We start from the raw sequence: 22,880 nt of genomic DNA, 5'->3' as shown, positions 1-22,880 counted from the left end.
TCAATAACTTATTGGGGGAAATCATGAACGAGGCCATGGGCGACGCCCAAATAACGCCACGCAACAAGAAAGTGGTGTCCAGGGCCGAGGCTCTATGGGTGATGTTCGCAGCCGCCGTCGCTGCCATTGCCGCTACTGCTGCGGGCGTCTCCAACATCATGGCCTACTTTGCCGGCCCTGTGACGCTGACCTTTCCCCTGGCCACCACGCACCAGGCCGCCACTGGGCTGCGCCTCGGAGCGGAAGCACATTTCGCCTCCATCGAAGCCACCATCCCTGCGCTGCCCCTCACCGAGGCCACCCTCCTGGCGTGGGCGGGGGTTCTGAACCTCGTCGGTATCCTGGCCGTCCTTGCCCTGCTGTTCGTGCTCGCATTCCGGCTTCGGGGCGAGAATCTGTTCACGGCCGGCTCCGTGTGGATCATCGGAGCGTGCGGGGTGGTACTGGCCGTGGCCGGCACGCTTGGCCAGGGTCTTGACTCCGCCGGCCGGCACCGGGTGGCCCAGGCTATCGGCGCGAACCAGGGCGGCGCTGGGGAAAGCATCATGTTCAGCGCAAATTTCAACGTTGGGCCGCTCATGGCCGGGATTGTGCTGATCCTGGTTGCCGCGGTCTTCCAGTTCGGCGGCCGCCTGCAGAAAGACACCGAGGGCCTGGTCTGATGCCAGCGGAAGATTCCACGGGCATTCACTGCCGGCTCGACGAGTTGCTGGAGCAGCGCGGAATGACGCTGACCGAACTGAGCAGGCGCGTTGGAGTGAGTCTAGTGAACCTGTCCGTGCTGAAGAATGACCGGGCGAAGGCGATCAGGTTCTCCACGCTGACAGCCATCTGCCAGGTCCTGGACTGTGAGGTAGGGGAACTGCTGGTCACGGAACTCTGATGGCGAGCTGCCTAAAAAGGATGAAATGATGACGGACACGTCTGCAGATGCAGAAGACCAGTGCGAACTCCGGACCGAGCATGGTCCGCTCGATCGCTTACGGTTGACCCGGACACGGCCACCACGGTCGCGTGGTCCAGTCCGGTCTACTTTATGTGCCCGCTGGCCCGTAGCTTCTGCTTACAATCGATGTAAGCCACCTATCAAGGGAACCATGAAGAAACTCACTACGGCCGTGCTCGCCGCTGCGCTCCTCGTCTCTGCTTCCGCTTGTGCCGCACCGACGCAGCTGACCACAGAACAGACCTGCGAACGGATCAGGATCGTTGGTTCGGACACCAGCGCCAACGCCGGCAAGACCGGAATGATCATCCTCGGCAACCGCCTGCGTCCCATCCTGAACGGGGCATCGGATGACCTCAAGCCGTCCGTTCAGGCGATTCTCGACTACACGGATGAATCTGCCAAGGAGAGCCCGGACGAGGGAAAGCTCGCGGGGATGCAGGAGGCCTACCAGAAGGCCGGAACCACTTTCTCCCAGCTCTGCCAGTAGCCCTTAGGCGGACTCAGTCCGCAAGCGACACGGCAGCTCGTTTGCAGGACTCGCCGCCCAGCTGGCGAGCAGTTTGAGGCGCTCGTCGCTGAGCTCCAGCTCGCCGACCACCGGATGGTTCAGCCGCTTGGTGCCGGTCCGGTGGAACCGGGACGTTGTGCTTGGCCAGCGCTTGCGGAATTCATCGCTGCGGGTGGCGAGTTCACCGATCAGGTCCGTGAGGCTTTTGTCGTGCGGGCGACGGCCGGCATGGTTGCGGAGGATGGCGACGACGTCGTTCGCCACCTGCTCCCAGTCCGCCCCCGGAGCGGCGCCCGTTGAGGTCCGGCAGTCCTGGACCTGCGGTGGATGATGTATTCGGCCACCACTACGTTGATAACCCAGGCCAGTCCCATGAGCAGCGCCCGGATCAGTTCACTGGGCGGACCCGCCAGCAGGATCCACGGGGCGATGACCAGCGCCTGCGTGCCGGCCCCAGGGCAATGGCGTAGGCACGCGTCATCCATACACTGTGCCGGACGAAGTCCCTCCTGCGGATCGCGAGGACGCCCATCACCATGCTTACCAGCATCGCGGAGCCGAAGAGAAGGCGCAGCGGAACGTCCGTGTCGCCGTCGGGAAGCGGATAAAAGGCGGACATCCACAGGCCGGTCAGGGCCGTTAGCAGTCCGGCGGGGATCAGGATAAGTCCCGCAGTGCGATGCCACCCGCGCTTGCCCCGAAGGGAGGGAACGAACTGGAAGGCGCCGAGGAGGCTGTAGACCGTCACGCTGATGATGTGGATCACGACCGGGACGGGGGACGCGAAAAACCGGGCGTTCTGGGGTGTAATGGCGGCACCGCCGGTCAGTTCCGTCATCCGTACGGCGCCGGCCGCAACCGGGATGAGGCTGAGGAGGATCAGCCCGACGGGCACGGGCCACTGCGCCCGGCGTCGTCGTGTCGTCGGAGTGGCGGGCGAAAATAACGTCGTCATTTCGGTTCCTCTGAATCTATGGTGTACGGCGTACACCTAATGCGCCTAACGGTAGGTGTACGGCGTACACTTGTCAAGGGAAAATGTGTAAGGAAGGGTGGTCCGGATGACCCAGCAGCTGGAAACCTCGCGCCGGATCCCACTGAACAGGGGCCGCGTGCTGGAGGCCGCCGTCGCGCTCGCCGACAAGGCTGGCCTCGATGCGCTGAGCATGCGCCGGCTCGCCGAGGACCTCGGAGTGGTGCCGATGGCGCTCTACAAACACGTCGCCAACAAGGATGAACTCCTTGACGGCATGGTGGACGCCGTTATCGACGAGATCGCCCCCGTCTCCGCCGACGCCGGCTGGAGGGACGCCGTTCGGCTTCGCGTGCTCTCCGCCCGCCAGACGCTGTTGCGGCATCCTTGGGCGCGTCACGCGCTGGAGACCCGCACCAATCGAACCCCCGCGGTCCTCACGTACACGGATGAAGTCATCGGGATGTTCCTGGCCGGAGGCTTCTCCGTTGATCTCACGCATCACGTGATGCACGCGCTGGGGAGCCGGATGTGGGGCTTCACCCAGGAACTGTTCGACGACGCCGCCGGCCGCGGCGCGGAGGCTGCGGTACCTCCCGAAGCGCAGGCCGCCATGGTTCAGGAGATGGCGGAACGGTATCCGAACATCCTCCAGGTCGCCACCGCGGCCCAACACGACGACGGCTCCGTGGTCAGCTACGGCTGCGACGACCAGTTTGAGTTCGAGTTCGCCCTCGACCTGATGCTGGACGGCTTTGAACGCCTGCAGCGGCTGGAGTGGAGTTCAGCGGCCCAGAAGCGGGGTGGGAAGTAATCAGCGCGGCCGAGGCAACCCCTGTCGCCGGATCAGCTCACTACCTGGTCATTGAGCCGTTGAGTCGACGTGGGATGCCGCACGATTCTTCCCGCAGTTCTGGCGGCAGGAGCGTGTCCGGCGCGTTCTGGTAGGTCACTGGTCGAAGCCATCGTTTGATTGCCGCGCTCCCCACGGACGTGTGCCCTGAATTCGTGGTTGCAGGGTAAGGGCCGCCGTGGGTCATCGACCACGAGACGGCGACTCCCGTGGGCATGTCGTTGAAGACGAGCCGCCCGGCACGGCTCGTCATGGCTTGGGCGATGGGCTGCAGTGCGTCCGTTTCTGCCTCTTCACAAAGCAGGGTTGCTGTGAGCTGTCCACCCATTGACCGGAGAGTGTTAATGACCTGTTGCTGGGTGCTGTACCTGACGATGACCGCCGCGGGTCCGAAGGCCTCCTCCAGCAAGGGACCCGTGAGCCGGCCTATGTCGACGCTGACGAGGTGGGCGCCGGCCGGACCGCCCTGCTGGCTGTCGACAAGGACTGATACTGCCCCGGCAGCGTTCCAGTCCTCGACGCTATCGTTGAAGCGTTGCATGATGCCTTCGTTCAGCATGGCCAATGCTGGTGCTTTCCTCACCGCTTCCGCGAGACTGGCCACCAAGGCGTCGCCAGCCTCGTAGGGAATGAAGATGAGGCCCGGCTTGGTGCACAATTGCCCGACGCTGCTGGTGATGGACGATGCCAGTTGGGCTGTGATCCCACGTGGTCGCGCCTGGGCTGCGGCCGCTGTTACTACCAGCGGGTTAAGGCTACCCAATTCACCATAGAAGGGGATCGGCGAGGGGCGGGATGACGCGAGATCAAAAAGGATCCGCCCTGCTGTGGTGGATCCGGTGAAGCCGACGGCTTGGATGTTCGGATCCATAACCAGGTTGCGCCCCGCTTCCATTCCCGAGACAAGGGCAATGGTGCCGGGCGGCATGCCGGACTTGGCCGCTGCCAGCTGGATCGCCTCAAAGGCCAGCTGGCTCGTGTGCGGATGTCCGGGATGGACTTTGACGACGACGGGACACCCTGCGGCGAGGGCGGAAACAGTATCTCCGCCGGGCACCCCGAAAGCCAGCGGAAAGTTGCCCGCCCCGAAGACTGCCACAGGTCCGAGCGGAATCCGCGTGAGGCGCGTATCCGGTGTGGTGGCCGTCGCATGGTCGATGGCGGCCTCCAGGTACCCGCCGTCGTCGAGTACTTCCGCAAAAAGGCGTGCTTGCCGCGCAGTCCGCGCTAATTCGATGGAAAGGCGACTGGCGGCAAGCGAGGTTTCCCTCGCAGCGGCGCCCTCTAACGCTTCCCGGTTTTGCTCCAGTTCGTTAGCCAGCTCGTTAAGGAAAGCCGACCGCTGAGATCGGAGAGAGCCACCGAGTTCGGCAGCGGCATCAGCCGCTGCCGAACATGCGGCGGTCACTTCAGCCGGAGTGGAATCGGCCACAGCCGAGGTCCTGAGAGGGTCAGCAGGGTGATCCGTCGCCGGGTTCATCCCTTGACGGCACCGGCACTAAGACCCTGGACAAGGAACTTCTGCACGTAAGCAAACAGGAGGACCACCGGGATGATGGCGATGACCCCGCCTGCGGCGAGGGCCCCAAAGTCGGCACCGAATTCTCCGAGCAGATAGCTGAGCCCGACGGGCACGGTAAAACGGTCCTGGCTGCTGATAAACATGATGGCGAAAAGGAAGTTGTTCCAAGCGCTGATGAAGGCAAAGGAACCTACAGCAACGATTCCCGGCTTCAGGAGCGGCAGGACCACAAGCCGGAAAGCCTGGATTCGAGTGCACCCGTCCACCCACGCGGCTTCCTCCAGTTCCATGGGAACATTCCGGATAAATCCGGCCATCAGGATCAGGGACAGCGGAAGGTGGAACACGGTATCAGAGATGATGAGGCTCCACAGGCTGTTGGTCAGGCCCACCGCGTTGAAGATCTCAAACAGCGGGATCAGCATCATGGCTCCGGGAACGAACTGCGTGCAGAGCATGGCTACCAGGAACAATGCTTTTCCGCGGAACCTGAACCGGGCCAGGGCATAGCCACCGAGCAGCGCGATGACGGTGGAGCAGAGCAGGCTCATCACAGCGACGAACAGGCTGTTCTTGAAGTAGATGCCGAATCCCGAGCCGTTCCATACCGTTTCGAAGTGCTCGAAAGTGATTGGCCACGGCACCAGTGAGGTGGAACCGGTAGGCCGGAAGGCAAACAGCAGCATCCAATAGAAAGGAACGAGCGTAAAGATGAGGAACAATGCCAACGGAAAGTAGGTCAGCACGCGGTCGATGCGGCGTGCCCGCTTCTTCAGTGGACTGACGGGGCGGGCCTCCTGCGCGCTGTCAATGTCTGCCAGTGCTCTGGCCGATGGTGCCTTGGGAAGCAACGAGGTCATTTCTCATCCTCTTTGGACTTGGTGATACGCAGGTAGACCAGCGAGAAGAAGGTCAAAATTATGAACGCGACGACGGTGAGCGCAGAGCCGTAGCCGAAGTCCCTGTCATGGATGGCAGTCTGGGCCACGTAAAGAGGCAGCGTGGTAGTGGAGCTTGCCGGACCACCACCGGTCAAGGTGTAGAGCAGATCAACATTGTTGAACTCCCACACGGCCCGGAGCAGGGTGGCGATGATGACCGCCTGCCTGATGTGCGGCCAGGTGATGGACAGGAACTTCCGGACCGTGCCGGCGCCGTCCACCTCCGCGGATTCGTAGAGCTCAAGGGAGACCGATTGCAGGTCCGCCAGGATAAGGATCGCAAAGAACGGGATGCCCTTCCACATCTCGGCGAGGACTACGGCCCAAAACGTCGTCCCACTGCCTGAAAGCAGCGATACTCCGTACTCGCCAATGCCGATGTCGGCGAAGTAGCGGCCAATACCGGTTGAAGGGTTGTAGATGAGGATCCAGATGGTGGTGGTCAGGATTCCGGAGACGGCCCAAGGGGAGAACACGAGGGACCGGGCAAGCCCTCGCCCGATGAACGTCTTATTGATCAGGAGGGCCAGGGCGAGGCCAAAAATGAACTGGAGGCCTACTTCCACTGCCACCCATTGGACGGTAAAGGTCAGGCTCCGCCAGAAAAGGGGATCAGAGCCCATGGCAACGAAGTTCTCCAGCCCGGCGAAGCCGTCGTTCCAGGGTTGGGTCACATTCGAATGCTGGAGGCTGTAGTAAAAGACACTGCCCACCGGGTAGACGAGGAAGACCAGAGTCAGGACAGCGGCCGGGGCGATGAGGAAATAGGGGTAATAACGTCGCAGTTTGGCATGCCGGCTCGGATGCTTGGACCGGGCAGGCCGAGGGGGTGCTATGACTGACATTGGGCTACTTCTTCAGGTATTTTTGCTGGGCTTTGGTGAGTTTCTCCGCTGCCTGGGTCAGGAACTCCTTCACTGAGAGCTCGCCCTGGAGAACACGCTGCCACTCCGGAAGCATTTCAGTGGTGGTGATCGAGTTGAACTCAGGCAGGTAGAAGGGCTGCTCAAGCACCACGGCGTCCTTGTTCTCGACTGCCTTGATGGAGGTCTGCATGGCGGGGTTCTCAGTGACCCAGGGTTCCTTGGCGACTTCGAGGTTGCCGGGGAGATAGCCCGATTTCTGTGCCCAAAAGCTGTTTCCTTCAGCACTCATGGTGTATTCGAGGAACTTCCACGCGGCTTCCTGGTGCTCGCTTGCCTTGAACATGGCGAAACCCGTAGTCATCCGGCCGGAGAGGACGGACTTGCCCGATTTGGACGGGAAGGGAGCCACGGCTGCGACCTTGTCCGCGCCAAGGGCTGCGACGTGGGTGGGGTAGGACCCGATGCTGTGGCTGAGCATGGCAGCGCCTCCGGCGCCAAACTGGGCAACCATGGTCTTGAAGTCCGCGGTCAGGTCGCTTTCGGCGGTGTCTTTGCCGTACAGGTCAACGTAATCTTGTGCCGCGGCGATAACAGCCGGATCGTCAAGCGTGGATGTCCCGTCTTCGCGGAAAAACCTGTCCACGCCGGCTTGCGGGTAGACCATCTGGACGAACTGTGAAAAGAATCCATTCCCTCCCCTCAGCGTGTAGCCGAATTTCCCGGCGGACTTGTCTGTGAGTTTGTCGGCTGCGGCATAGAAGTCGTCCCACGTGGTGGGCGTGGCCAGCCCGGCGTCCTTGAAGAAGTCCGCCCGGTAGTAGATGACGTCCGCAAGGCTCGTGGCGGGAGTTAGGTAGAGCTTCCCATCCGGCGACGCGGCCTTAGAGGATTTGGTCATTGCCTGCGAGACCTTGTCATCCCAGCCGCCGCTCTCGAATTTCTCATCGAGCGGGGCCAAGGCACCTTGGGCCACGAGTGCTGAAACGTCGGACGCCTTGGGCGTAACGATGTCCGGAGTCGCCTTCGTGGCAATCGCCGTGCTGATCTTCTGCATGTAGGAATCCGTGGGAAGCCCAAGGTAATTGACTTTGATAGTGGGATTCTTTGCCTCAAACATGCTGATGAGCTTCTTGAGGTTCTCAGTACGTTCCGGGCGTGTGTCGGTGTCCCAAAGTTCGAGCACCACCTCGCCACCCTCGGCGCTGCTGCTGCCGCCGGACCCGCACGCCCCAAGAGCCATGGAGCTGGCGAGGACTGCGGCCAAGGCCAGTGCTGCCCTCTTCTTACCAGTCCTGATTGCCGATGGGCCCTGGTTCATACGCTTCATTGCGTTCCTCTCGTTAGGCGCCGGCCGGAGAAACCGGTGAATCGCCGCTGTCATACATCATATACTACATACGATACACCTGATATGATGGGCAGCATGGAAAGGAATTATTGTGATCACTGAATCCACGCCCAGCGGTCTGCTGCCAGCCTCGTCCCGGACCGGCCTTGTGGTGGAGGCGCTTCGGCGGTCCATCCTCACTGGCGAACTACCTGCCGGGCAGCCCCTGGTTGAGACCGAACTGGCCCGCCGATTCGGCATTTCCAAAACTCCCGTGCGGGAGGCCCTGAAGACGCTCGTCGGCGCAGGCCTGGTCACCATGAGCGAATACAAGGGCGCCACTGTGCGGGTAGTGGATGAGGAGATGGCCCGCAGCGTCTTTGATGTCCGCTCCCTTCTGGAACCGGTGGCCGTCGCGCGGACCATTGAACGCGGCTTCGACGTAGAGCTTGCACAGGAAGCGCTGGACCGTGCCTCGTCGTCAGTCGATGAAGCTGAACGAAGCCTGGCCAACCGCGACTTCCATCAGCTGCTGTATTCCAACTGCGGCAACCCTGTCCTCGTGGACATGCTGGACGGCCTGCGCGAGCAGACCGCCCTGATTTCAGTCAATGCCTGGATCCAGCAGCCGTCGTGGGATGAGGAGGCGGCCGAGCATGCCGAGATTCTCGCTGCGGCGCGCAACGGCGATGCCGGCCGGGCAGCGGAGCTGGTCCTCAACCACATCAACAGTTTCGAGGTCCGAGCAGTCGGACAGATCGCTGGCAGAAAACGATGACATTCTCCGAGCTCCGGACAGCTCTTGCAGACGTGGTTGCGATTCCCGTGACCCCCTATCGGAGCGGCGCCGTGGATGTCGCTGCGTTCAAGAAGCTGCTGCGGCGGCTGGTGGACAACGGCGTCACCACCATCACGCCCAACGGCAACACCAGCGAGTTCTACGCACTGACTGCCAGGGAACGCCATCAGCTCATCGAGGCTTCGGCTGAGGCGGTTGGCCCGGAAGCCTACCTGCTTTTGGGTGTCGGCCACGACGTGGACTCTGCCATCGCCGATGTCCGGGCCGGCGTGGCAGCTGGAATCCGCATGGCGATGATCCACCAGCCGACCCATCCCCATGTCTCTGCTGCAGGCTGGGTGGAGTATCACGCCCGGATCGCCTTAGCCGAGCCGGACGTCGCCTTCGTGCTGTACATCCGCAATGAGTGGGTGACAGCAGCAATGCTGGTTGAGCTCGCCGGCCGCTGCCCGAACGTCATCGGCATCAAGTATGCGGTGCCTGACCCCGCGCAGTTTGCCCGGATCCGGGATCTGGCCGGCGCCGACCGGTTCGTCTGGATCGCCGGACTGGCGGAACCGTATGCCCTGTCCTACGCGGCCCACGGTGCCACTGGTTTTACTTCCGGCCTTGTCAACGTGAACCCGCAGCTGTCCCTCTCCTTGCGGGACGCCCTGCGCGCAGGGGACTACCGGCTGGCAGGAGTGCTGCTGTCCCGGATATCCAGGTTTGAGGAGCTGCGGGCTGAGGACAGATCGGCCAACAACGTGAGCGTGGTCAAGGAAGCGCTGTCCCAGCTGGGCCTTTGCGAGCGGACCATCAGGCCGCCCAGCCACGAGCTCAGTGAAGGCGCCCGCGAAGAGATCGCCGGTATCCTGGCGGACTGGAGCACCGTTAACGACCTCTTCGCGGTGGGCGCCCACACGGACACGGCAGTGAACGCATGAAGATCACCGGGTTCAAGACCTTCATGCAGCGTGTGGGCAACCGGCCAAGGCTGCTCTTGCGCGTGGACACGGACGAAGGCATTTCTGGCTGGGGCGAGGCATACAACCACGGCCCGGACTGGGCCCTCGTGCCAGTGCTGGACTACCTGTTTGAACAGGTCAAGGGCGACGACCCCCGCCGCGTGGAGTATGTGACCCAAAAGCTTATCCGCAAGGCGCGCTTCCCCCAGGGGGCGATTGGCCTCGCCGCGATCTCCGCCGTCGACCATGCGCTCTGGGACATTGCGGCCAAGGCACTGGACGTGCCTGTGTATAGCCTTCTAGGCGGGACTGTGCGCGACAGGGTTTCCGTCTACGCCGGCGTCTACTCGGCGCCGGACCCAGCTGAGTGCCGCGCCGTGACCGAGGAGCTGAACGAACGGTACGGCTTCACGGCCTTCAAACTCAGCCCGTTCCGGGGCGACATCCACAACCGCCGGTGGGGCCTCGTCGTGTCCGAGACGGCGAATTATTTCGCCGCCGTCAGGGAGGCCTGCCCCGATGCCTGGGACTTCGCGTTCGACGCCCACGCGAAGATCTTCGAGCCTTTCCAGGCCATCCAGCTGGGCAACGCGCTCGCGCCGTACCAGCCGCTGTTCTTCGAGGAACCTATCCGGCCTGAGTTTTTCCCTGCCTGGCACCGGTTGCGCGCCGAACTCCAAGTGCCACTTGCCACCGGCGAAAGCCTGTACTCGCCCAACGAGTTTCTGAGCCTGCTGTCCGGAGGCGGGGCAGATATCGTCCAGCCGGATATTTGCGTGGTGGGCGGAATTTCCCAGATGCGCAGAATCGCAACCATCGCCGAGGCGCACTTCGTCACGGTGGCGCCGCATAACCCGATGGGCCCGCTGGCGGTTGCGCACAACCTCCACTTCGCGGCAGCGTGCAGCAACTTCTCCATCCTTGAGTACAAGCTGGAGGAGACCACCTGGTGCCCGGACCCCTACCTTCCCGTCGACGGCCATCTCGAACTTCGGCCTGACCGATCCGGCTGGGGAATCGACATCGATGAGGCGGCCCTGAGCGAGCACGACTACATCCACTGGGAACGCCAGCTGCCCACCAGGCCCGACGGCTCCCTCGCGTTCTGCTGAGCAGCGCCGGCCTGGCGGTCCCGCTTCAGGCGGCCTACGCGTCCTGCAGCGGGCGCCGGGCCAGCCAGGCCGCGACGATGGCGCCGGAGATGTTGTGCCAGAGCGAGAAAACGGCGGACGGCAGGGCAGCCAGGGGCGAGAAATGGGCGGTGGCCAGCGTGGCCGCCAGCCCGGAGTTCTGCATGCCCACCTCGAACGCGAGGGCGCGCCGTGCCTTGTCATCCAGCCGGCCCACCTTCCCGGCCAGGTAGCCCAGGCCCAGGCCGAAGCCGTTGTGCAGCACCACTGCCAGGAACACGATGCCGCCTGCAGCGACGATTTTGCTTGAGCTGCCGGCCACCACTACGGCAACGATCAGGGAAATCACGACGGCGGACGCCCAAGGAAGTGCGGGGAGAACTTTCGCCACGAGCTTCTTGAGGAAGAGCCGGGCGAGGAGGCCTGCGACGACGGGGAGCAGCACGGTCTTGACGATGTCGCCCACCATGGCGCCGGCGTCGATCTGTAGGTAGGAGCCAGCGAGGAACAGCACCAGGAGCGGCGTGACGATGGGTGCAATGAGGGTGGAAACCGAGGCCACCGCCACGGAGAGGGCCACATCGCCCTTAGCCAGAAACGCCATCACATTGGACGCGGTCCCGGACGGCGCGCAACCGACCAGGATGAGCCCCACCGCCAGTTCAGGTTCGAGGTTCAGTGCCACGGCAATCAGCCAGCCCGCGCCGGGCATGATCACATAGTGCGCCACGATCCCCAGCACTACGGCCCAGGGGCGTTTGGCCACCGCGGCGAAGTCCGGCGGGGTGAGTGTCAGGCCCATGCAGAACATGATGATGCCGAGCAAGTACGGCACGCTGGGACCCAGGGGCTGGAAGGCTCCCGGAATGAAGAATCCCAGCACACCTGCCGCTACTACCAGGAGCGGGAAGACGGTGACCGCGATCCGGGCGATCTTGGCTTCCGCGGCCAACGCAGCATTGACGGGCGGCTCGACAGGGGGATTCTGGGATTTTGTTGCCTCAAGCATCCAATCATGCTGGCACTGCCGGGCGTCCGGTGCCAGTCGGTGACCCGGCACGGTAACAACCCAGGCCGTCTGTTTGTGGGTTTCTGCCCGGTACGGCGCGGAGCAGTGCGATACTGAGTTTTGCATCACATCGGCGTCTGGGGGAACTCGAAACATGGTTCTGGATACGGCAACCCTCAGGGTGGCCTTTGGCCTTATGGCTTTGGTGCTGGGACTCCTGTTCTATTTTTCGGCATACCGCATCACGCGCTCGCCCTACAGCGGCTGGTGGTGCCTGGCGCTGGTTTTTTTCCTCGCCGGATCCGCGGCTTTCCTCCTGGACGGAACGGCGCATCAGTGGTGGGCCAATCCGCTGGGAAACGTGTTGCTGGTCCATGGCGGGGTGGCGGTCTGGGCGGGCGCCAGATCGCTCCGGGAGGTCCGCCCGCGGCGCTTGCTTTTCACAGTGGTACCACTGGTTACCCTCGTGGCTTCAGCACTCGACAATCCTGCGACCAACACTTGGTCAGGTGGTCCCGTTTTCCTCGGCTCGATGTGCCTGACGATCGGGCTCGCGTCGCGGGAGCTTTGGCGGCTTGAACCCGGATACTCCCTGGTCAGGGTCCCGATGGCGGCAGCCGCGGGAGGGCTGTCTGCGTTCTACTTCGGTCGGCTCGTCTTCTTCCTGCTGGAGGGTCCGGGCGGCCCCACCTTCGACACGTACTTCGGGTCCGAAGTGACCACGCTGGTCACCATGGTGCTGCTGGTAGTGGTGTCCTTCAGTATGGCGGCGCTCAGCAGCGAACAGCAGACCCGTGCCCTCCGAATGGTAGCTACCCGGGACGACCTCACCGGACTCCTTAACCGCAAGGCCTTCATTGAAATAGCTGACGAACACCTTGCCGACCCTGCCGTCACCCGGGCAACCGGGGCCCTCATTCTCGCCGACCTGGACCACTTCAAGGCCGTCAACGACACCTATGGCCACGCCGCAGGCGATGTGGCCCTTCAGGCTTTCGCCGCAGCCTGCCGGGAAACCGTGCGCTCGACCGACCTGGCTGGCCGGTACGGCGGGGAAGAGTTCATTCTCCTCATCCCCGGAGCCACAGCCGACCGCGCCGAACGGATTGCCGACGCGATCAGCCAGCGGCTCGCGGATTCCGCCCATCGGGAGGGGCCAAGGATGCCCACGGCCAGTTACGGCATCGCCACGTACGACGCCGGGACGCCAGGTTTGGAGGCCCTGATCGCCGCCGCTGACGCGGCACTTTACGAGGCCAAGTCGCAGGGCCGGAACCGCACCGCCCGTAGCGACACAGCGCACTGACGGGCGCCGGTTCAGTGGCCAGCGGTGAGCTTGCCCGCCAGCCGTTCCCGCATCTGGATGCTGGCCGAGTTCAGTCCGATCAGGTCCACATCCCGGCCGTGCCGGCGGTACTTTTCTGTCACGGCGTCCAGCACTGCAATGGTGGAAGCGTCCCAGAGGTGTGAAGCGTGCAGGTCAATCACTACCCGGCTGATCTCCGGCTCCGCGTCCATCGCGTACTCGAACTGGGTGTAGAGGTCGTTGGAGGAAGCGAAGAAGAGCTCGCCGTCCACGGTGTAGGTTGCCACCGACTCGCCGTTCAGCTCCACGATGGTGCGCTCGACCGTCACGAAGTGCGCCACCCGGCGGGCGAACATGGCCATCGCGGCCAGCACGCCTGCGCCGACTCCGATGGCCAGGTTATGCGTGGCTGAGACGACGGCCACGGTGATCACCATGACGGCCGTTTCGGACTTGGGCAGACGGCGAAGGGTCCGCGGAGCAATGGAGTGCCAGTCGAAGGTGATGGCGGAAACAAAGATCATCACGGCCACCAGCGCGGCCATGGGAATGAGCCCCACTACGTCGCCCAGCGCTACAACCAGCACGAGCAGGAAGACGCCGGCCAGGAATGTGGACACCCGGCTCCGTGCTCCTGAGCCCTTGACGTTGATCATGGTCTGGCCGATGACGGCACAGCCGCCCATGCCGCCCAGGAAGCCGGTAACGATGTTTGCGACGCCCTGGCCCCAGGATTCCCGGGTTTTGTTGGAGCGTGTGTCCGTGATGTCGTCCACGAGTTTTGCGGTCATCAACGATTCCAAAAGCCCCACCAGGGCCACGGACAGCGAGAACGGGGCGATGGTCTGGAATGTCTCCCAGGTCAGCGGCACGTTGGGGATGAACAGCGAGGGCAGGCTCTCAGGCAGCTGGCCCTTGTCCTGGACGGCCGGCACGTCCACCCCGGCTACTACCACAAACGTGGTGAGCAGGACGATGGCCACGAGCGGTGAGGGTACCGCCGTCGTTATTCTCGGCAGGAGCACCACGATGACCAGGCCCACTGCCACGAGCGGATAAACCATCCACGGCACGCCGATCAGCTCGGGGACCTGGGCCATAAACACCAGGATGGCGAGGGCGTTCACGAACCCCACCATCACAGACCGCGGGATGAAACGCATCAGCCTCGTCACACCAAGGACCGCCAGCAGGATCTGGAACACCCCGGCCAGGATCACCGCCGCTATGAGGTGGTCCAGGCCGTGGCTGCGCATCAGCGGTGCTATCACCAGTGCCACGGCGCCGGTGGCCGCCGAAATCATGGCGGGCCGGCCGCCCACAAAGGAGATGGTGACGGCCATGGTGAAGGAGGCAAACAGTCCGATCCGCGGATCGACCCCGGCGATCACCGAGAACGCGATGGCTTCAGGGATGAGGGCAAGGGCCACCACCAGTCCTGCCAGTGCCTCGGTCTTGAGCCGGCGGGGGGAGCGGAGGGTGGCCCTGACGGACTGGAGCTGCAGGGGCTGCATGGATCCCTATTTCTTGGTCTGGCGGTAGCGCTCGATCTGTTTCAGCCGCCGCAGGAGGCTGTCGCGCCGGGGGTGCGGAACGGCGTCGGGCGCCTCGGCGGTGAGGTCAATGTGCTTGGTTCCGTACTGCCACAGCAGGAGGTCATCCAGGAGGCGGTCCGGTCCGGGGGAGTATCGGTGGTCCAGTGCTTTGCGGACCTCGGTGATCCGGTTGGCGCTGAGCAGGCCGGCTAGCTGCACGGTCTGGTTGAGGCCGTGTGCCGCCATGAGTTCGGCGGCCCAGCCCCAGTCATCATCAACTTTACGGTCCACGTGCGGCAGCAGGGTCCGCCAGACATCCCGGATGCGGTTGGGAGTGAGCTGGGCCGCGCCTTCGCCTTCGAGGTCCCAGTAGCTGCGGACTTCCTCATAGCGTTCGTGCAGGTCCGCGAACGCGCTCTCCACGGTCTCCAGCATGGCGGCCGTGGCCGTGAACTGGCGGTCGAAGTGCGGCGTCCAGGCGCGGGGGTCCTCGGCCTTGAAGCGGATATCGTGCTCGATCTCGCTCCAGGCGTGCGCAAAGACGGTCCGGATCTGGCACTCGAAGAAGTAGCTGCCGTTGGGCTGGATGTCCGGGTTGAAGACCTGCTGGTACTCCTTGACTGCCTCGTTCTGGATGGTCCGCAGGATGAGGTGGCGGCTGGAGTAGCCGTACGTGCCCGACTCGATGGAGCCGATGTCCTTCTCGCGGTCGCCTCGGCAGTCGAACACGCTGCGCTGGCGCTTGATCAGATTGGCCACTAAAGCGTTTTCGGCCGGCAGCTTGGTGATGACGCGGACACCCACCATGTCGTTCAGGGTCCGGAACGGGTCCGGGAACTTCAGGACTGGCGGGCCGCCAGGTTCCAGGGGTTCCTCGATGCGGGAAATCTTCTCCCGGAACGACTCAACGCTCTTGGTGCGGCCGGTGACAAAGAGCGGGGTGACTTCGGTGTCCTTCAGCATGTCGCGGAGGATGTAGAGAACGTCCTTGGTGACCAGCTTGAGCGCAGGCCGGACGCGCTCGTAGATCTCCACGTTCTCCTGCACGGATTCGCGGAGGCTGACATCCAGGCTGTCCCAGTTACTCGGCATGGCTCCAGCTTACGGCGGGGTTCCGACAGCGGCGTCCCGGCGCTCACGGTAGGCTCGGGCACATGGCTGGGCTGCGGCGTCGGGCCCCTGACCGCCGCATGTTTGCCAGGCACGCAGGGGACCGTCTCCCGCGGGAGAGGGCGCAGTGCAGCGGCATAAGTACCAGTACGGTGAGGATCCCAGCCAGTGGGGGGAGTTGTATCTCCCGGAAATGCCCGACGGCGGTGCGGACCGCGGCGTGGTGGTGGTCATCCACGGCGGCTACTGGCGCTCGCAGTACGGTGCGGAGTTGGGTGAGCCCCTGGCCAGGGACCTGGCTGCTCACGGAATTGCCGCGTGGAACCTGGAATACCGACGGGCCGGTAATGGCGGCGGCTGGCCCAACACTTTTGCTGACGTACTCGCCGGGATCGACAAGCTCGCGGACCTCGCCGCCGGCCATTCCCTGAACCTGGACCGCGTCGTGGCACTGGGCCACTCGGCAGGCGGACACCTGGCGGTGTGGGCTGCGGGGCGCGACCGGCTGGCCCAGCTGGGACTGCCCGACGCCGACCGTCAGGTCCCGCGGCACGACGGCGCCGGTGCGGTGCGCCTGACCGGCGTGGTCAGCCAGTCCGGGCTTCTCAACCTGGCTGAGGCGGAGAAGCTGGACCTCAGCAATGGTGCCGTGTGCAACCTGCTGGGCGGGTCGTCGTCGAAGTATCCGCTGCGGCTCCGCTATGCCGATCCGATGACCGCGATCCCGCTGGATATCCCTGTCCACGTGGTCCACGCCGTAGGGGACGGGGACGTACCGCTGAGCCAGGCTGAGTCCTATGCTGCTGCCGCCAGTGCGGCCGGCATGTCCGTACGGCTCACCAAGGTGCCGGGGGACCACTACGACCTGATCGATCCCAGGTCTGCCGCATACAGGCAATGCAGGGAAATGGCGCGGTACTTGCTGAGCTGATCCGGCCAGTTTTTGTGGACGTTCGCGGCAGGGAATCTGCCGCTATGCCAAAAGGATTTTTCTCAATCCCGCATTGTGTGACGGGCCCCAGCACTAACCGGCCAGCCGGACTTCAAATGTGATGCTTGACACCTCTCAAGCGATGGATCTATATTGTTGCCAAGTCGTTTTAGCAAAACGATTTTTCACCCCAAGCATCTCGCCCTTTCCGTTCGAGAGAAAGTGAGTCGACAGCGATGTCCACTCGAAAGACCATCAACAGGTTCGCCACCATCGGCGGCATCTGCACCGCCGTCGCACTGGTAGCCACCGGCTGCGGCGCAGGGGGCCCGACATCCACGGGTAGCGCCGGCACCAGCACCGTCAACGTCCTCGTGGAGGCTGGCGGCCACGCCGAACTGACCGGCGTTGCCGAGCAGTGCAAAAAGGACGCGGGAGTCGACGTGAACTTCGTCGAACTGCCCTACGACGGCATGTTCAACCGCCTCTCCAGCGAATTCTCCTCCGGCAACGTCTCCTTCGACGTTGCAGCCCTGGACTCCGTCTGGCTGCCCAGCTTCAAGGACGCTGTCCAGCCCATTGACGAGATCTTCACCGACGAGGCCAAAAAGGACATCTTCCCCGCCCTCGTCAAGGAAGCGAACGTGGACGGACATTTCATCGGCCTGCCCGCCTGGACCAACGCAGAGATCATCCTCTACCGCAAAGACCTCTTTGAGGACGCCAAGAACAAAGCAGACTTCAAGGCCAAGTACGGTTACGAGCTGACCGCCCCCACCACTTGGAAGCAGTACCAGGACATCGCGGAATTCTTCACCAAGGACGGCATGTACGGCACCGACGTCAAGGGCGCGGTGGAAACCGAATGGCTCGCCCACGTCCTGCAGGCGGGCTCCCCTATGGTCCTGGATGAGGACAACAAGGTGGTCATCGACAACGACGCCCACAAGGAAGCACTCGATTTCTACGTCAGCCTTTCCAAGTCCGCCCCGTCCGGCGCCGCCCAGGTGGATTGGGCTGCCGCCCAGAACCTGTTCAACCAGGGCAAAACGGCAATGACCCGCTTCTGGGCACACGCGTACAGGCAGATCCCCAAGGATTCGCCAGTTGCCGGCAAGGTGGGCACCGCGCCCATGATCGCCGGATCCGCCGGTATTGGCGGTGTCCCGGGACCGTGGTACCTCACAGTCCCGAAGGCCACCAAGAACACTGAAGCGGCCAAGAAGTTCATCAAGTGCGCCTACGACAACAACAGCATGGGTATCGAATCCAGCCTCGGCCTGGCTTCCCGTATCTCCGCGTTCGAGAAGTACCAGGACAAAGAGGGCTACGAGAGCTTCGGGCCGTTGATCGAGACCCTGAATGGTAAAGCGACGGCCACCCGCCCCGCGACTGAAAAGTGGCAGCAGATCGTAGACACGGTACTGGTTCCCATGCTCCAGAAGGCCGTGGCCGGCGGGGACTCCGCCACCCTCCTCGCAGACGCCAAGAAGCAGATCGAGGACCTCCTCAAGTAAGACCCCCGTGGCCGGCACCTGCCGATACGGCACTCGTAGTCCGGTGCCGGCCACGGTCCCAACCAGCGGAAGAGAAAACCGTGCGTATCTCCGATCGCCGCTTCGCATTGTTCCTGATGACACCAGCGGCGCTGTTCCTGGCAGTTTTTGTCGCCTTCCCGCTGTTTCGCCTCGTAGCGGACAGCTTCTTCAAGATCTCGCCGATCGCCGGCGGCCCCCGCGACTTCGTGGGCCTGGATAACTACTTCCGGGCCTTCGCCTCGGAAGCCTTTATGGGCGCAGGTTGGCGGACCCTGGCCTACACCCTGGTGGTGGTCACCCTCGAATTCGCCCTCGGGCTGGGCATGGCGCTGCTGTTCACCACCCTCGGGCGCAGCTCACAAATCTGGCGGACCGTGTTCATGTACCCGCTGATGATCGCCCCGATCGTTGCAGGCCTCCTGTGGAAGTTCCTGATGATCGATAACTTCGGGCTCATCGGAACCCTCCTGCACCAGGCCGGCATCCTGTCCAACCCCAATCAGATCGGCTGGCTGTCCGATCCCAACATTGTGCTGTTCTCGGTGGCCATTCCGGACATCTGGTTGACCACGTCCTTCATGTGCCTGGTCCTCTTTGCCGGCCTGCAGAACATTCCCGGTGACCTGATCGAAGCAGCGCGCCTTGACGGTGCACGCGCACCGGCTCTGCTGTTCCGCATTATCCTGCCCCTGCTGCGGCCGGTCATCGCCGTCGCCCTGGTAGTCCGCGGAATCGACGCGGCCAGGGCTTTTGACACCATCCTTATCCAAACCAACGGCGGACCACAGTCCGCCTCGGAAACCATGAGCCTGCTGATCTACCGGACCATGATCCGCTTCGGTGATCCCGGGCTGGCAAGCGCCATGGGCACCCTCTATCTGCTGGCCATGCTCGCCGTTGCATTCGTCGCGGTGTCCACCATCTGGCGGCCAGGAAAGGACAACTGATGCGCGTCGCTGAACGAATCAGGCCCGACGGCGGGAAGTCGCGTGCGGTGACTGCCGAGAATTCTGTGCCAACCACGCATGCCGGTGGCCGCAAGCGCCGGGGCGTCAATCGCGAAGGCCTGGAGGCCGGCCGCCGAAGCACCAGGGCACTGCTGTGGATCCTCCTCGCGGTAGCTATGGTGCTCTACGGATTCCCGTTCCTGTACCTGCTCTTCACGTCCTTCAAGACGCCGATCGATACCATCGCGGTGCCGCCCACCATCCTTCCCCGGGAATGGACGCTGGAGAACTACACCAACGCACTGGGCCGCAACGGAGTCCTCGCCTCCTTCATCAACAGCACCCAGACGGCCATCATCAGCACCGTGCTTTCGCTCGTGCTGGCGGTCCCGGCGGCCTACGGCATCACCCGCTACAAAACCCTCAGCGGCAGGATCTTCATCATGGCCGCCCTGGTGACCCGCATGGTGCCGCCGGTGGCGATCGGTATTCCGCTGGCCTCGATGATGGCAGCCGTTGGCCTGTCAGATACTCCCATTGCCCTTTCCATAGCCCACACCACCATCTCGTTGCCGCTCTCGATCTGGCTGATGTCCAGCTTCTTCGAAGCGGTGCCGCAAGACTTGGAGGAAGCCGCGACCGTGGATGGTTGCAGTCGGCTCGGAGCCCTGTGGCGGGTGGTGATCCCGGTGGTCTCCGGCGGTATCGCCGTCACCGCGATCTTCGCCTTCCTGGCCTCCTGGAACGAGTTCCTCTTCGCGCTCCTGATGACAGCGATCCGCTCCCAGACAACGCCGGTGGTGATCGCGAACTTCCAGACCCAGTTCGGCCTGGACTGGGGCTCCATGACCGCGCTGGCCGCCGTCTACTCCATCCCGGTCATCCTCCTCACCCTTCTCTTACAGCGCAAGATCGTCGCAGGCATGACGCTCGGCGCGGTCAAGGGCTAGCGATGGCAACGAGTAGCCTACTGGTAACCCTCAGGGGCATCGCAGACCATAAGGACGTGGGAGACAGATGAGCAACAAGAACATCGGGATCAAGGACGTGGCCGTCGCCGCCGGTGTGTCCGTGACAACTGTCTCCCACGTCCTCAACGACGTTTCCTACGCTCGAATCAGCCCGGAGACCAAGGACAAGGTCAGGAGCGTTGCGGAGCAACTGGGCTATGGCCCCAACCGCCTTGCCCAGGCTCTTCGCACCCAGAGGACCGGCATGCTGGGCCTGGTCAGCGAGGATATCGCCACCACGCCCCACGCCGGCCGGATCATCCTCGGCGCTGATGAGGCCGCCAAGGCCCGGGGTTATAACCTCATGATCATCAACACCTCCGGTTCGGCCAGTTTGGAATCCAGGCAGGCCGACGTCGAGGCACTGTTGGATCGCCGGGTGGACGGAATCCTCTACGCCACGATGTACCACCGCAATGTGGAACTGCCGGCCAACCTCGGCAGCGTGCCCTCCGTCCTGGTCGACTCGGTGGCCATTGGCGGAAATATCACAGCGGTGGTCCCGGACGAAGACGGCGGTGCACGTGCCGCCGTTGGCGCGCTCCTGGAAGCAGGGCACACGCGGGTGGGCTTCATCAACAACACCGACGATGTCCCGGCAACCCGTCAGCGGCTCCAGGCTTTCCGGGCCACTCTCACCGAAGCAGGGCTCGACGGCGACGCGGCACCTGTCGAGTCCGAGATCTCCGAGGTGCAAGGCGGCTATGAAGCGGCCCGGCGGATCCTGGCACGCGAGGACCGGCCAACCGGCTTGTTTTGCTACAACGACCGGATGGCGATGGGAGCCTACCGCGCCGCTGCGGAGTTGGGACTCAACATCCCTAATGACCTTTCAGTCGTCGGCTTCGATGACCAGGTTTTGATCGCCGCCAACCTCCACCCCGGCCTTACCACCGTGGCCCTGCCCCACTACGAGATGGGTGCGTGGGCCACCGAGCACCTGATTGACGCTGTCGAGGGGAAGACCGACCTCACCCTCATGGCACTCCACCCGACCATTCTGAGCTGCCCCTTGGTGCGCCGTGATTCCATCGCGGCTCCCCGGCAATAGGCAGCCGTCCCCTTCCACTTCCCCAGAGGAACGCCAGACATGACCAGTGCCCTTGATGCCGCACGCCCGGAAACAACCCCTGCCGTAACCTCGCGGTTCCGGCCTGCCATCCACTTCACGGCAAGGGATACCTGGCTGAACGACCCCAATGGCCTGGTTTTCTACGACGGCCTGTACCACCTCTTCTTCCAGAACAACCCGTACGGGAACGTCTGGGGAAACATGTCCTGGGGCCACGCCACCTCCCGTGATTTGCTGCACTGGACCGAACACCCTGTTGCCATTGCCTGCGACGAGACAGAGGACATCTACTCTGGCAGTGTGGTAGTCGACTACGGCAACACGTCTGGTTTCAGCACGGCCGACGAACCTGCCCTCGTAGCCATTTACACCAGTGCCTACAAAGCCGCATCCGAACACAGCGGCACGCAGGCGCAGTCCCTGGCTTACAGCACAGACGCAGGAATGACGTGGCGAAAATACGAAGGCAACCCAGTCCTCACCAGAGACTCCGCGCACTTCCGCGATCCCAAAGTCTTCCGCTATGACGGGGACGAAGGTGCCTGCTGGATCATGGTCGCCGTCGAAGCGCAGCACCAAAAGGTGGTCTTCTACCGTTCGGAAGACCTCAAGTCCTGGGACTTCCTGAGCGATTTCGGGCCGGCCAACGCCGACGCCGGGGAATGGGAGTGCCCCGATCTTTTTCCCCTGGCGGTGGACGGGGACCCGGAGAACATCAAATGGGTCCTGATTGTAAACATCAACCCCGGCGGAGTAGCAGGAGGTTCCGGCGGCCAGTACTTCGTCGGCCATTTCGACGGCGTCCGCTTCGTTCCGGACGCCGGTTCACTCGCGGCGCCTGCCGGGGTGTCCGCCATCGCCGACCCTGAGGCGGCTGCTGCCGCCCTGCGGCAATGCCAATGGCTGGACTGGGGGCGCGACTGCTACGCCTCCGTATCCTTCAGCAACGCCCCGGATGGCCGGCGCATCATCATCGGCTGGATGAACAACTGGGACTACGCCAACGATCTGCCCACCGCCCCCTGGCGGTCCTCGATGACCCTTGGCCGCGAAGTGCGCCTCGCAGCAGTCAACGGCTCTGCGCGCCTGATCCAGCAACCGCTCCTGGCCAGCCTCGGCGAAGGAGAAGAGCTGCCTGCTGCCAAGGACCAAATGAACGCAGAAGCCTTTGAGCTGCGGAATTCGGCCCTCCGGTTGCCGGATGCGGTGCCTGGTAGCGCCCAAATCATCGAGGCGGAGATACAGCCAGGAAGCGCCGAACATTTTGCTTTCCGACTCTTCGGAAGCCGTGACGGGAGCAAGGGCGCCCTCCTCAGCTACGACACGACCAGCGCCCAGCTCATCCTTGACCGCAGGCAGTCAGGCAACACAGGATTCCACGGAAAGTTTCCATCCGTGGCATCAGCCCCGCTGGTACTTGATGACGGCGTGCTTAAGCTGCAGATCGTCGTCGACCATTGCTCGGTGGAAGTCTTCGCACAGGGCGGCAGGGTGGTCCTGACTGACCTCATCTTCCCCGAAACCGAAAACTCGGAGAACTGGATATCGGCTGAGGGCGGCTCAGCAACAATACTGAAACTCGCGGTCTCGACACTCACCTAGGGGAA

23 protein-coding genes are annotated in these 22,880 nt (G+C 63.4%); 14 read left to right on the top strand and 9 right to left on the bottom strand.

Going from position 1 to position 22,880, the window contains the following annotated elements; genetic code table 11:
- The first annotated feature begins 23 nt into the window (after window positions 1-23).
- From ACFC25_RS08515 to ACFC25_RS08505, 3 genes are all read left to right on the top strand, one after another.
- Window positions 24-662, top strand: a complete 639-nt coding sequence (locus ACFC25_RS08515) for a hypothetical protein (protein WP_376044774.1) — start codon at window positions 24-26, stop codon at window positions 660-662.
- Window positions 662-883 carry a helix-turn-helix transcriptional regulator gene (locus ACFC25_RS08510; RefSeq protein WP_337345266.1) on the top strand — a complete coding sequence of 74 codons (222 nt, stop codon included), beginning with the start codon at window positions 662-664 and terminating at the stop codon, window positions 881-883. Before ACFC25_RS08515 ends, ACFC25_RS08510 begins: the two co-directional genes overlap by 1 nt.
- Before the next feature lie 214 nt (window positions 884-1,097).
- A complete protein-coding gene (locus ACFC25_RS08505; RefSeq protein WP_337345267.1) occupies window positions 1,098-1,436 on the top strand; it encodes a hypothetical protein in 339 nt (112 codons plus the stop codon).
- 3 nt (window positions 1,437-1,439) lie between these two features.
- Here the strand turns inward: ACFC25_RS08505 and ACFC25_RS08500 are convergent, their stop codons facing one another.
- Together ACFC25_RS08500 and ACFC25_RS08495 are read right to left on the bottom strand one after the other, a co-directional pair.
- Window positions 1,440-1,721 carry a hypothetical protein gene (locus ACFC25_RS08500; protein ID WP_376044773.1) on the bottom strand — a complete coding sequence of 94 codons (282 nt, stop codon included), beginning with the start codon at window positions 1,719-1,721 and terminating at the stop codon, window positions 1,440-1,442.
- Window positions 1,722-1,845: 124 nt separating this feature from the next.
- Window positions 1,846-2,412, bottom strand: coding sequence for a DUF2306 domain-containing protein (locus tag ACFC25_RS08495; protein ID WP_376044772.1), 567 nt, complete (start codon window positions 2,410-2,412; stop codon window positions 1,846-1,848).
- Window positions 2,413-2,518: 106 nt separating this feature from the next.
- On the opposite strand from ACFC25_RS08495, the gene ACFC25_RS08490 reads away from it, so the two are divergent.
- Window positions 2,519-3,244, top strand: coding sequence for a TetR/AcrR family transcriptional regulator (locus ACFC25_RS08490; RefSeq protein WP_376044771.1), 726 nt, complete (start codon window positions 2,519-2,521; stop codon window positions 3,242-3,244).
- Between the two features lie 40 nt (window positions 3,245-3,284).
- On the opposite strand, the gene ACFC25_RS08485 is transcribed toward ACFC25_RS08490, so the two are convergent.
- Genes ACFC25_RS08485 through ACFC25_RS08470 form a run of 4 tightly spaced genes read right to left on the bottom strand, consistent with a single transcriptional unit; the run spans window position 3,285 to window position 7,939 of the window.
- Window positions 3,285-4,763, bottom strand: coding sequence for an aldehyde dehydrogenase (NADP(+)) (locus tag ACFC25_RS08485; protein WP_376044770.1), 1,479 nt, complete (start codon window positions 4,761-4,763; stop codon window positions 3,285-3,287).
- Entirely contained in the window at window positions 4,760-5,665 is a 906-nt protein-coding gene (locus ACFC25_RS08480) for a carbohydrate ABC transporter permease (RefSeq protein WP_376044769.1), read from the bottom strand. Before ACFC25_RS08480 ends, ACFC25_RS08485 begins: the two co-directional genes overlap by 4 nt.
- A complete protein-coding gene (locus ACFC25_RS08475; RefSeq protein WP_376044768.1) occupies window positions 5,662-6,591 on the bottom strand; it encodes a carbohydrate ABC transporter permease in 930 nt (309 codons plus the stop codon). The genes ACFC25_RS08480 and ACFC25_RS08475 overlap by 4 nt, the downstream gene beginning before the upstream one ends.
- Window positions 6,592-6,595: 4 nt before the next feature.
- Complete coding sequence (locus ACFC25_RS08470) at window positions 6,596-7,939, bottom strand: ABC transporter substrate-binding protein (protein ID WP_376044767.1); 1,344 nt, start codon at window positions 7,937-7,939, stop codon at window positions 6,596-6,598.
- Between the two features lie 112 nt (window positions 7,940-8,051).
- Here ACFC25_RS08470 and ACFC25_RS08465 point away from each other — a divergent pair, with 112 nt between their 5' ends.
- The 3 genes from ACFC25_RS08465 to ACFC25_RS08455 are packed head-to-tail and all read left to right on the top strand — an operon-like array spanning window position 8,052 to window position 10,797.
- Window positions 8,052-8,717 carry a GntR family transcriptional regulator gene (locus ACFC25_RS08465; protein WP_337345274.1) on the top strand — a complete coding sequence of 222 codons (666 nt, stop codon included), beginning with the start codon at window positions 8,052-8,054 and terminating at the stop codon, window positions 8,715-8,717.
- On the top strand, window positions 8,714-9,664 hold the full coding sequence (locus ACFC25_RS08460; RefSeq protein WP_337345275.1) for a dihydrodipicolinate synthase family protein: 951 nt from the start codon (window positions 8,714-8,716) through the stop codon (window positions 9,662-9,664). Before ACFC25_RS08465 ends, ACFC25_RS08460 begins: the two co-directional genes overlap by 4 nt.
- Window positions 9,661-10,797: a mandelate racemase/muconate lactonizing enzyme family protein gene (locus ACFC25_RS08455; protein ID WP_376044766.1), complete on the top strand. Its 1,137-nt coding sequence runs from the start codon at window positions 9,661-9,663 to the stop codon at window positions 10,795-10,797. The genes ACFC25_RS08460 and ACFC25_RS08455 overlap by 4 nt, the downstream gene beginning before the upstream one ends.
- Window positions 10,798-10,831: 34 nt before the next feature.
- On the opposite strand, the gene ACFC25_RS08450 is transcribed toward ACFC25_RS08455, so the two are convergent.
- On the bottom strand, window positions 10,832-11,824 hold the full coding sequence (locus tag ACFC25_RS08450) for a bile acid:sodium symporter family protein (protein WP_337345277.1): 993 nt from the start codon (window positions 11,822-11,824) through the stop codon (window positions 10,832-10,834).
- Between the two features lie 154 nt (window positions 11,825-11,978).
- Here ACFC25_RS08450 and ACFC25_RS08445 point away from each other — a divergent pair, with 154 nt between their 5' ends.
- Window positions 11,979-13,130, top strand: coding sequence for a GGDEF domain-containing protein (locus tag ACFC25_RS08445; RefSeq protein ID WP_337345278.1), 1,152 nt, complete (start codon window positions 11,979-11,981; stop codon window positions 13,128-13,130).
- A gap of 11 nt (window positions 13,131-13,141) precedes the next feature.
- Here ACFC25_RS08445 and ACFC25_RS08440 read toward each other — a convergent pair whose 3' ends face one another.
- Both ACFC25_RS08440 and ACFC25_RS08435 read right to left on the bottom strand, forming a co-directional pair.
- Complete coding sequence (locus tag ACFC25_RS08440; RefSeq protein WP_376044765.1) at window positions 13,142-14,644, bottom strand: SulP family inorganic anion transporter; 1,503 nt, start codon at window positions 14,642-14,644, stop codon at window positions 13,142-13,144.
- 6 nt (window positions 14,645-14,650) lie between these two features.
- Window positions 14,651-15,757: a (p)ppGpp synthetase gene (locus tag ACFC25_RS08435; RefSeq protein WP_337345280.1), complete on the bottom strand. Its 1,107-nt coding sequence runs from the start codon at window positions 15,755-15,757 to the stop codon at window positions 14,651-14,653.
- 145 nt (window positions 15,758-15,902) lie between these two features.
- On the opposite strand from ACFC25_RS08435, the gene ACFC25_RS08430 reads away from it, so the two are divergent.
- From ACFC25_RS08430 to ACFC25_RS08405, 6 genes are all read left to right on the top strand, one after another.
- Window positions 15,903-16,706, top strand: a complete 804-nt coding sequence (locus tag ACFC25_RS08430) for an alpha/beta hydrolase (RefSeq protein ID WP_376044764.1) — start codon at window positions 15,903-15,905, stop codon at window positions 16,704-16,706.
- 236 nt (window positions 16,707-16,942) lie between these two features.
- Window positions 16,943-18,223, top strand: a complete 1,281-nt coding sequence (locus ACFC25_RS08425; protein WP_337345282.1) for a sugar ABC transporter substrate-binding protein — start codon at window positions 16,943-16,945, stop codon at window positions 18,221-18,223.
- An 80-nt stretch (window positions 18,224-18,303) separates the two neighbouring features.
- Entirely contained in the window at window positions 18,304-19,191 is an 888-nt protein-coding gene (locus ACFC25_RS08420) for a sugar ABC transporter permease (protein WP_337345283.1), read from the top strand.
- Window positions 19,191-20,141, top strand: coding sequence for a carbohydrate ABC transporter permease (locus ACFC25_RS08415; RefSeq protein WP_337345284.1), 951 nt, complete (start codon window positions 19,191-19,193; stop codon window positions 20,139-20,141). Before ACFC25_RS08420 ends, ACFC25_RS08415 begins: the two co-directional genes overlap by 1 nt.
- Before the next feature lie 67 nt (window positions 20,142-20,208).
- Window positions 20,209-21,252 carry a LacI family DNA-binding transcriptional regulator gene (locus ACFC25_RS08410; protein WP_376044763.1) on the top strand — a complete coding sequence of 348 codons (1,044 nt, stop codon included), beginning with the start codon at window positions 20,209-20,211 and terminating at the stop codon, window positions 21,250-21,252.
- Between the two features lie 39 nt (window positions 21,253-21,291).
- Window positions 21,292-22,875 carry a glycoside hydrolase family 32 protein gene (locus ACFC25_RS08405; protein ID WP_376044762.1) on the top strand — a complete coding sequence of 528 codons (1,584 nt, stop codon included), beginning with the start codon at window positions 21,292-21,294 and terminating at the stop codon, window positions 22,873-22,875.
- Window positions 22,876-22,880: the final 5 nt, after the last annotated feature.

The sequence above is a fragment of the Pseudarthrobacter sp. NPDC055928 genome, assembly GCF_042270935.1.
GTDB lineage: Bacteria > Actinomycetota > Actinomycetes > Actinomycetales > Micrococcaceae > Arthrobacter.
The sequence above is the reverse complement of the archived record's forward strand: the minus strand, read 5'-3'. Positions and strand labels throughout refer to the sequence as shown.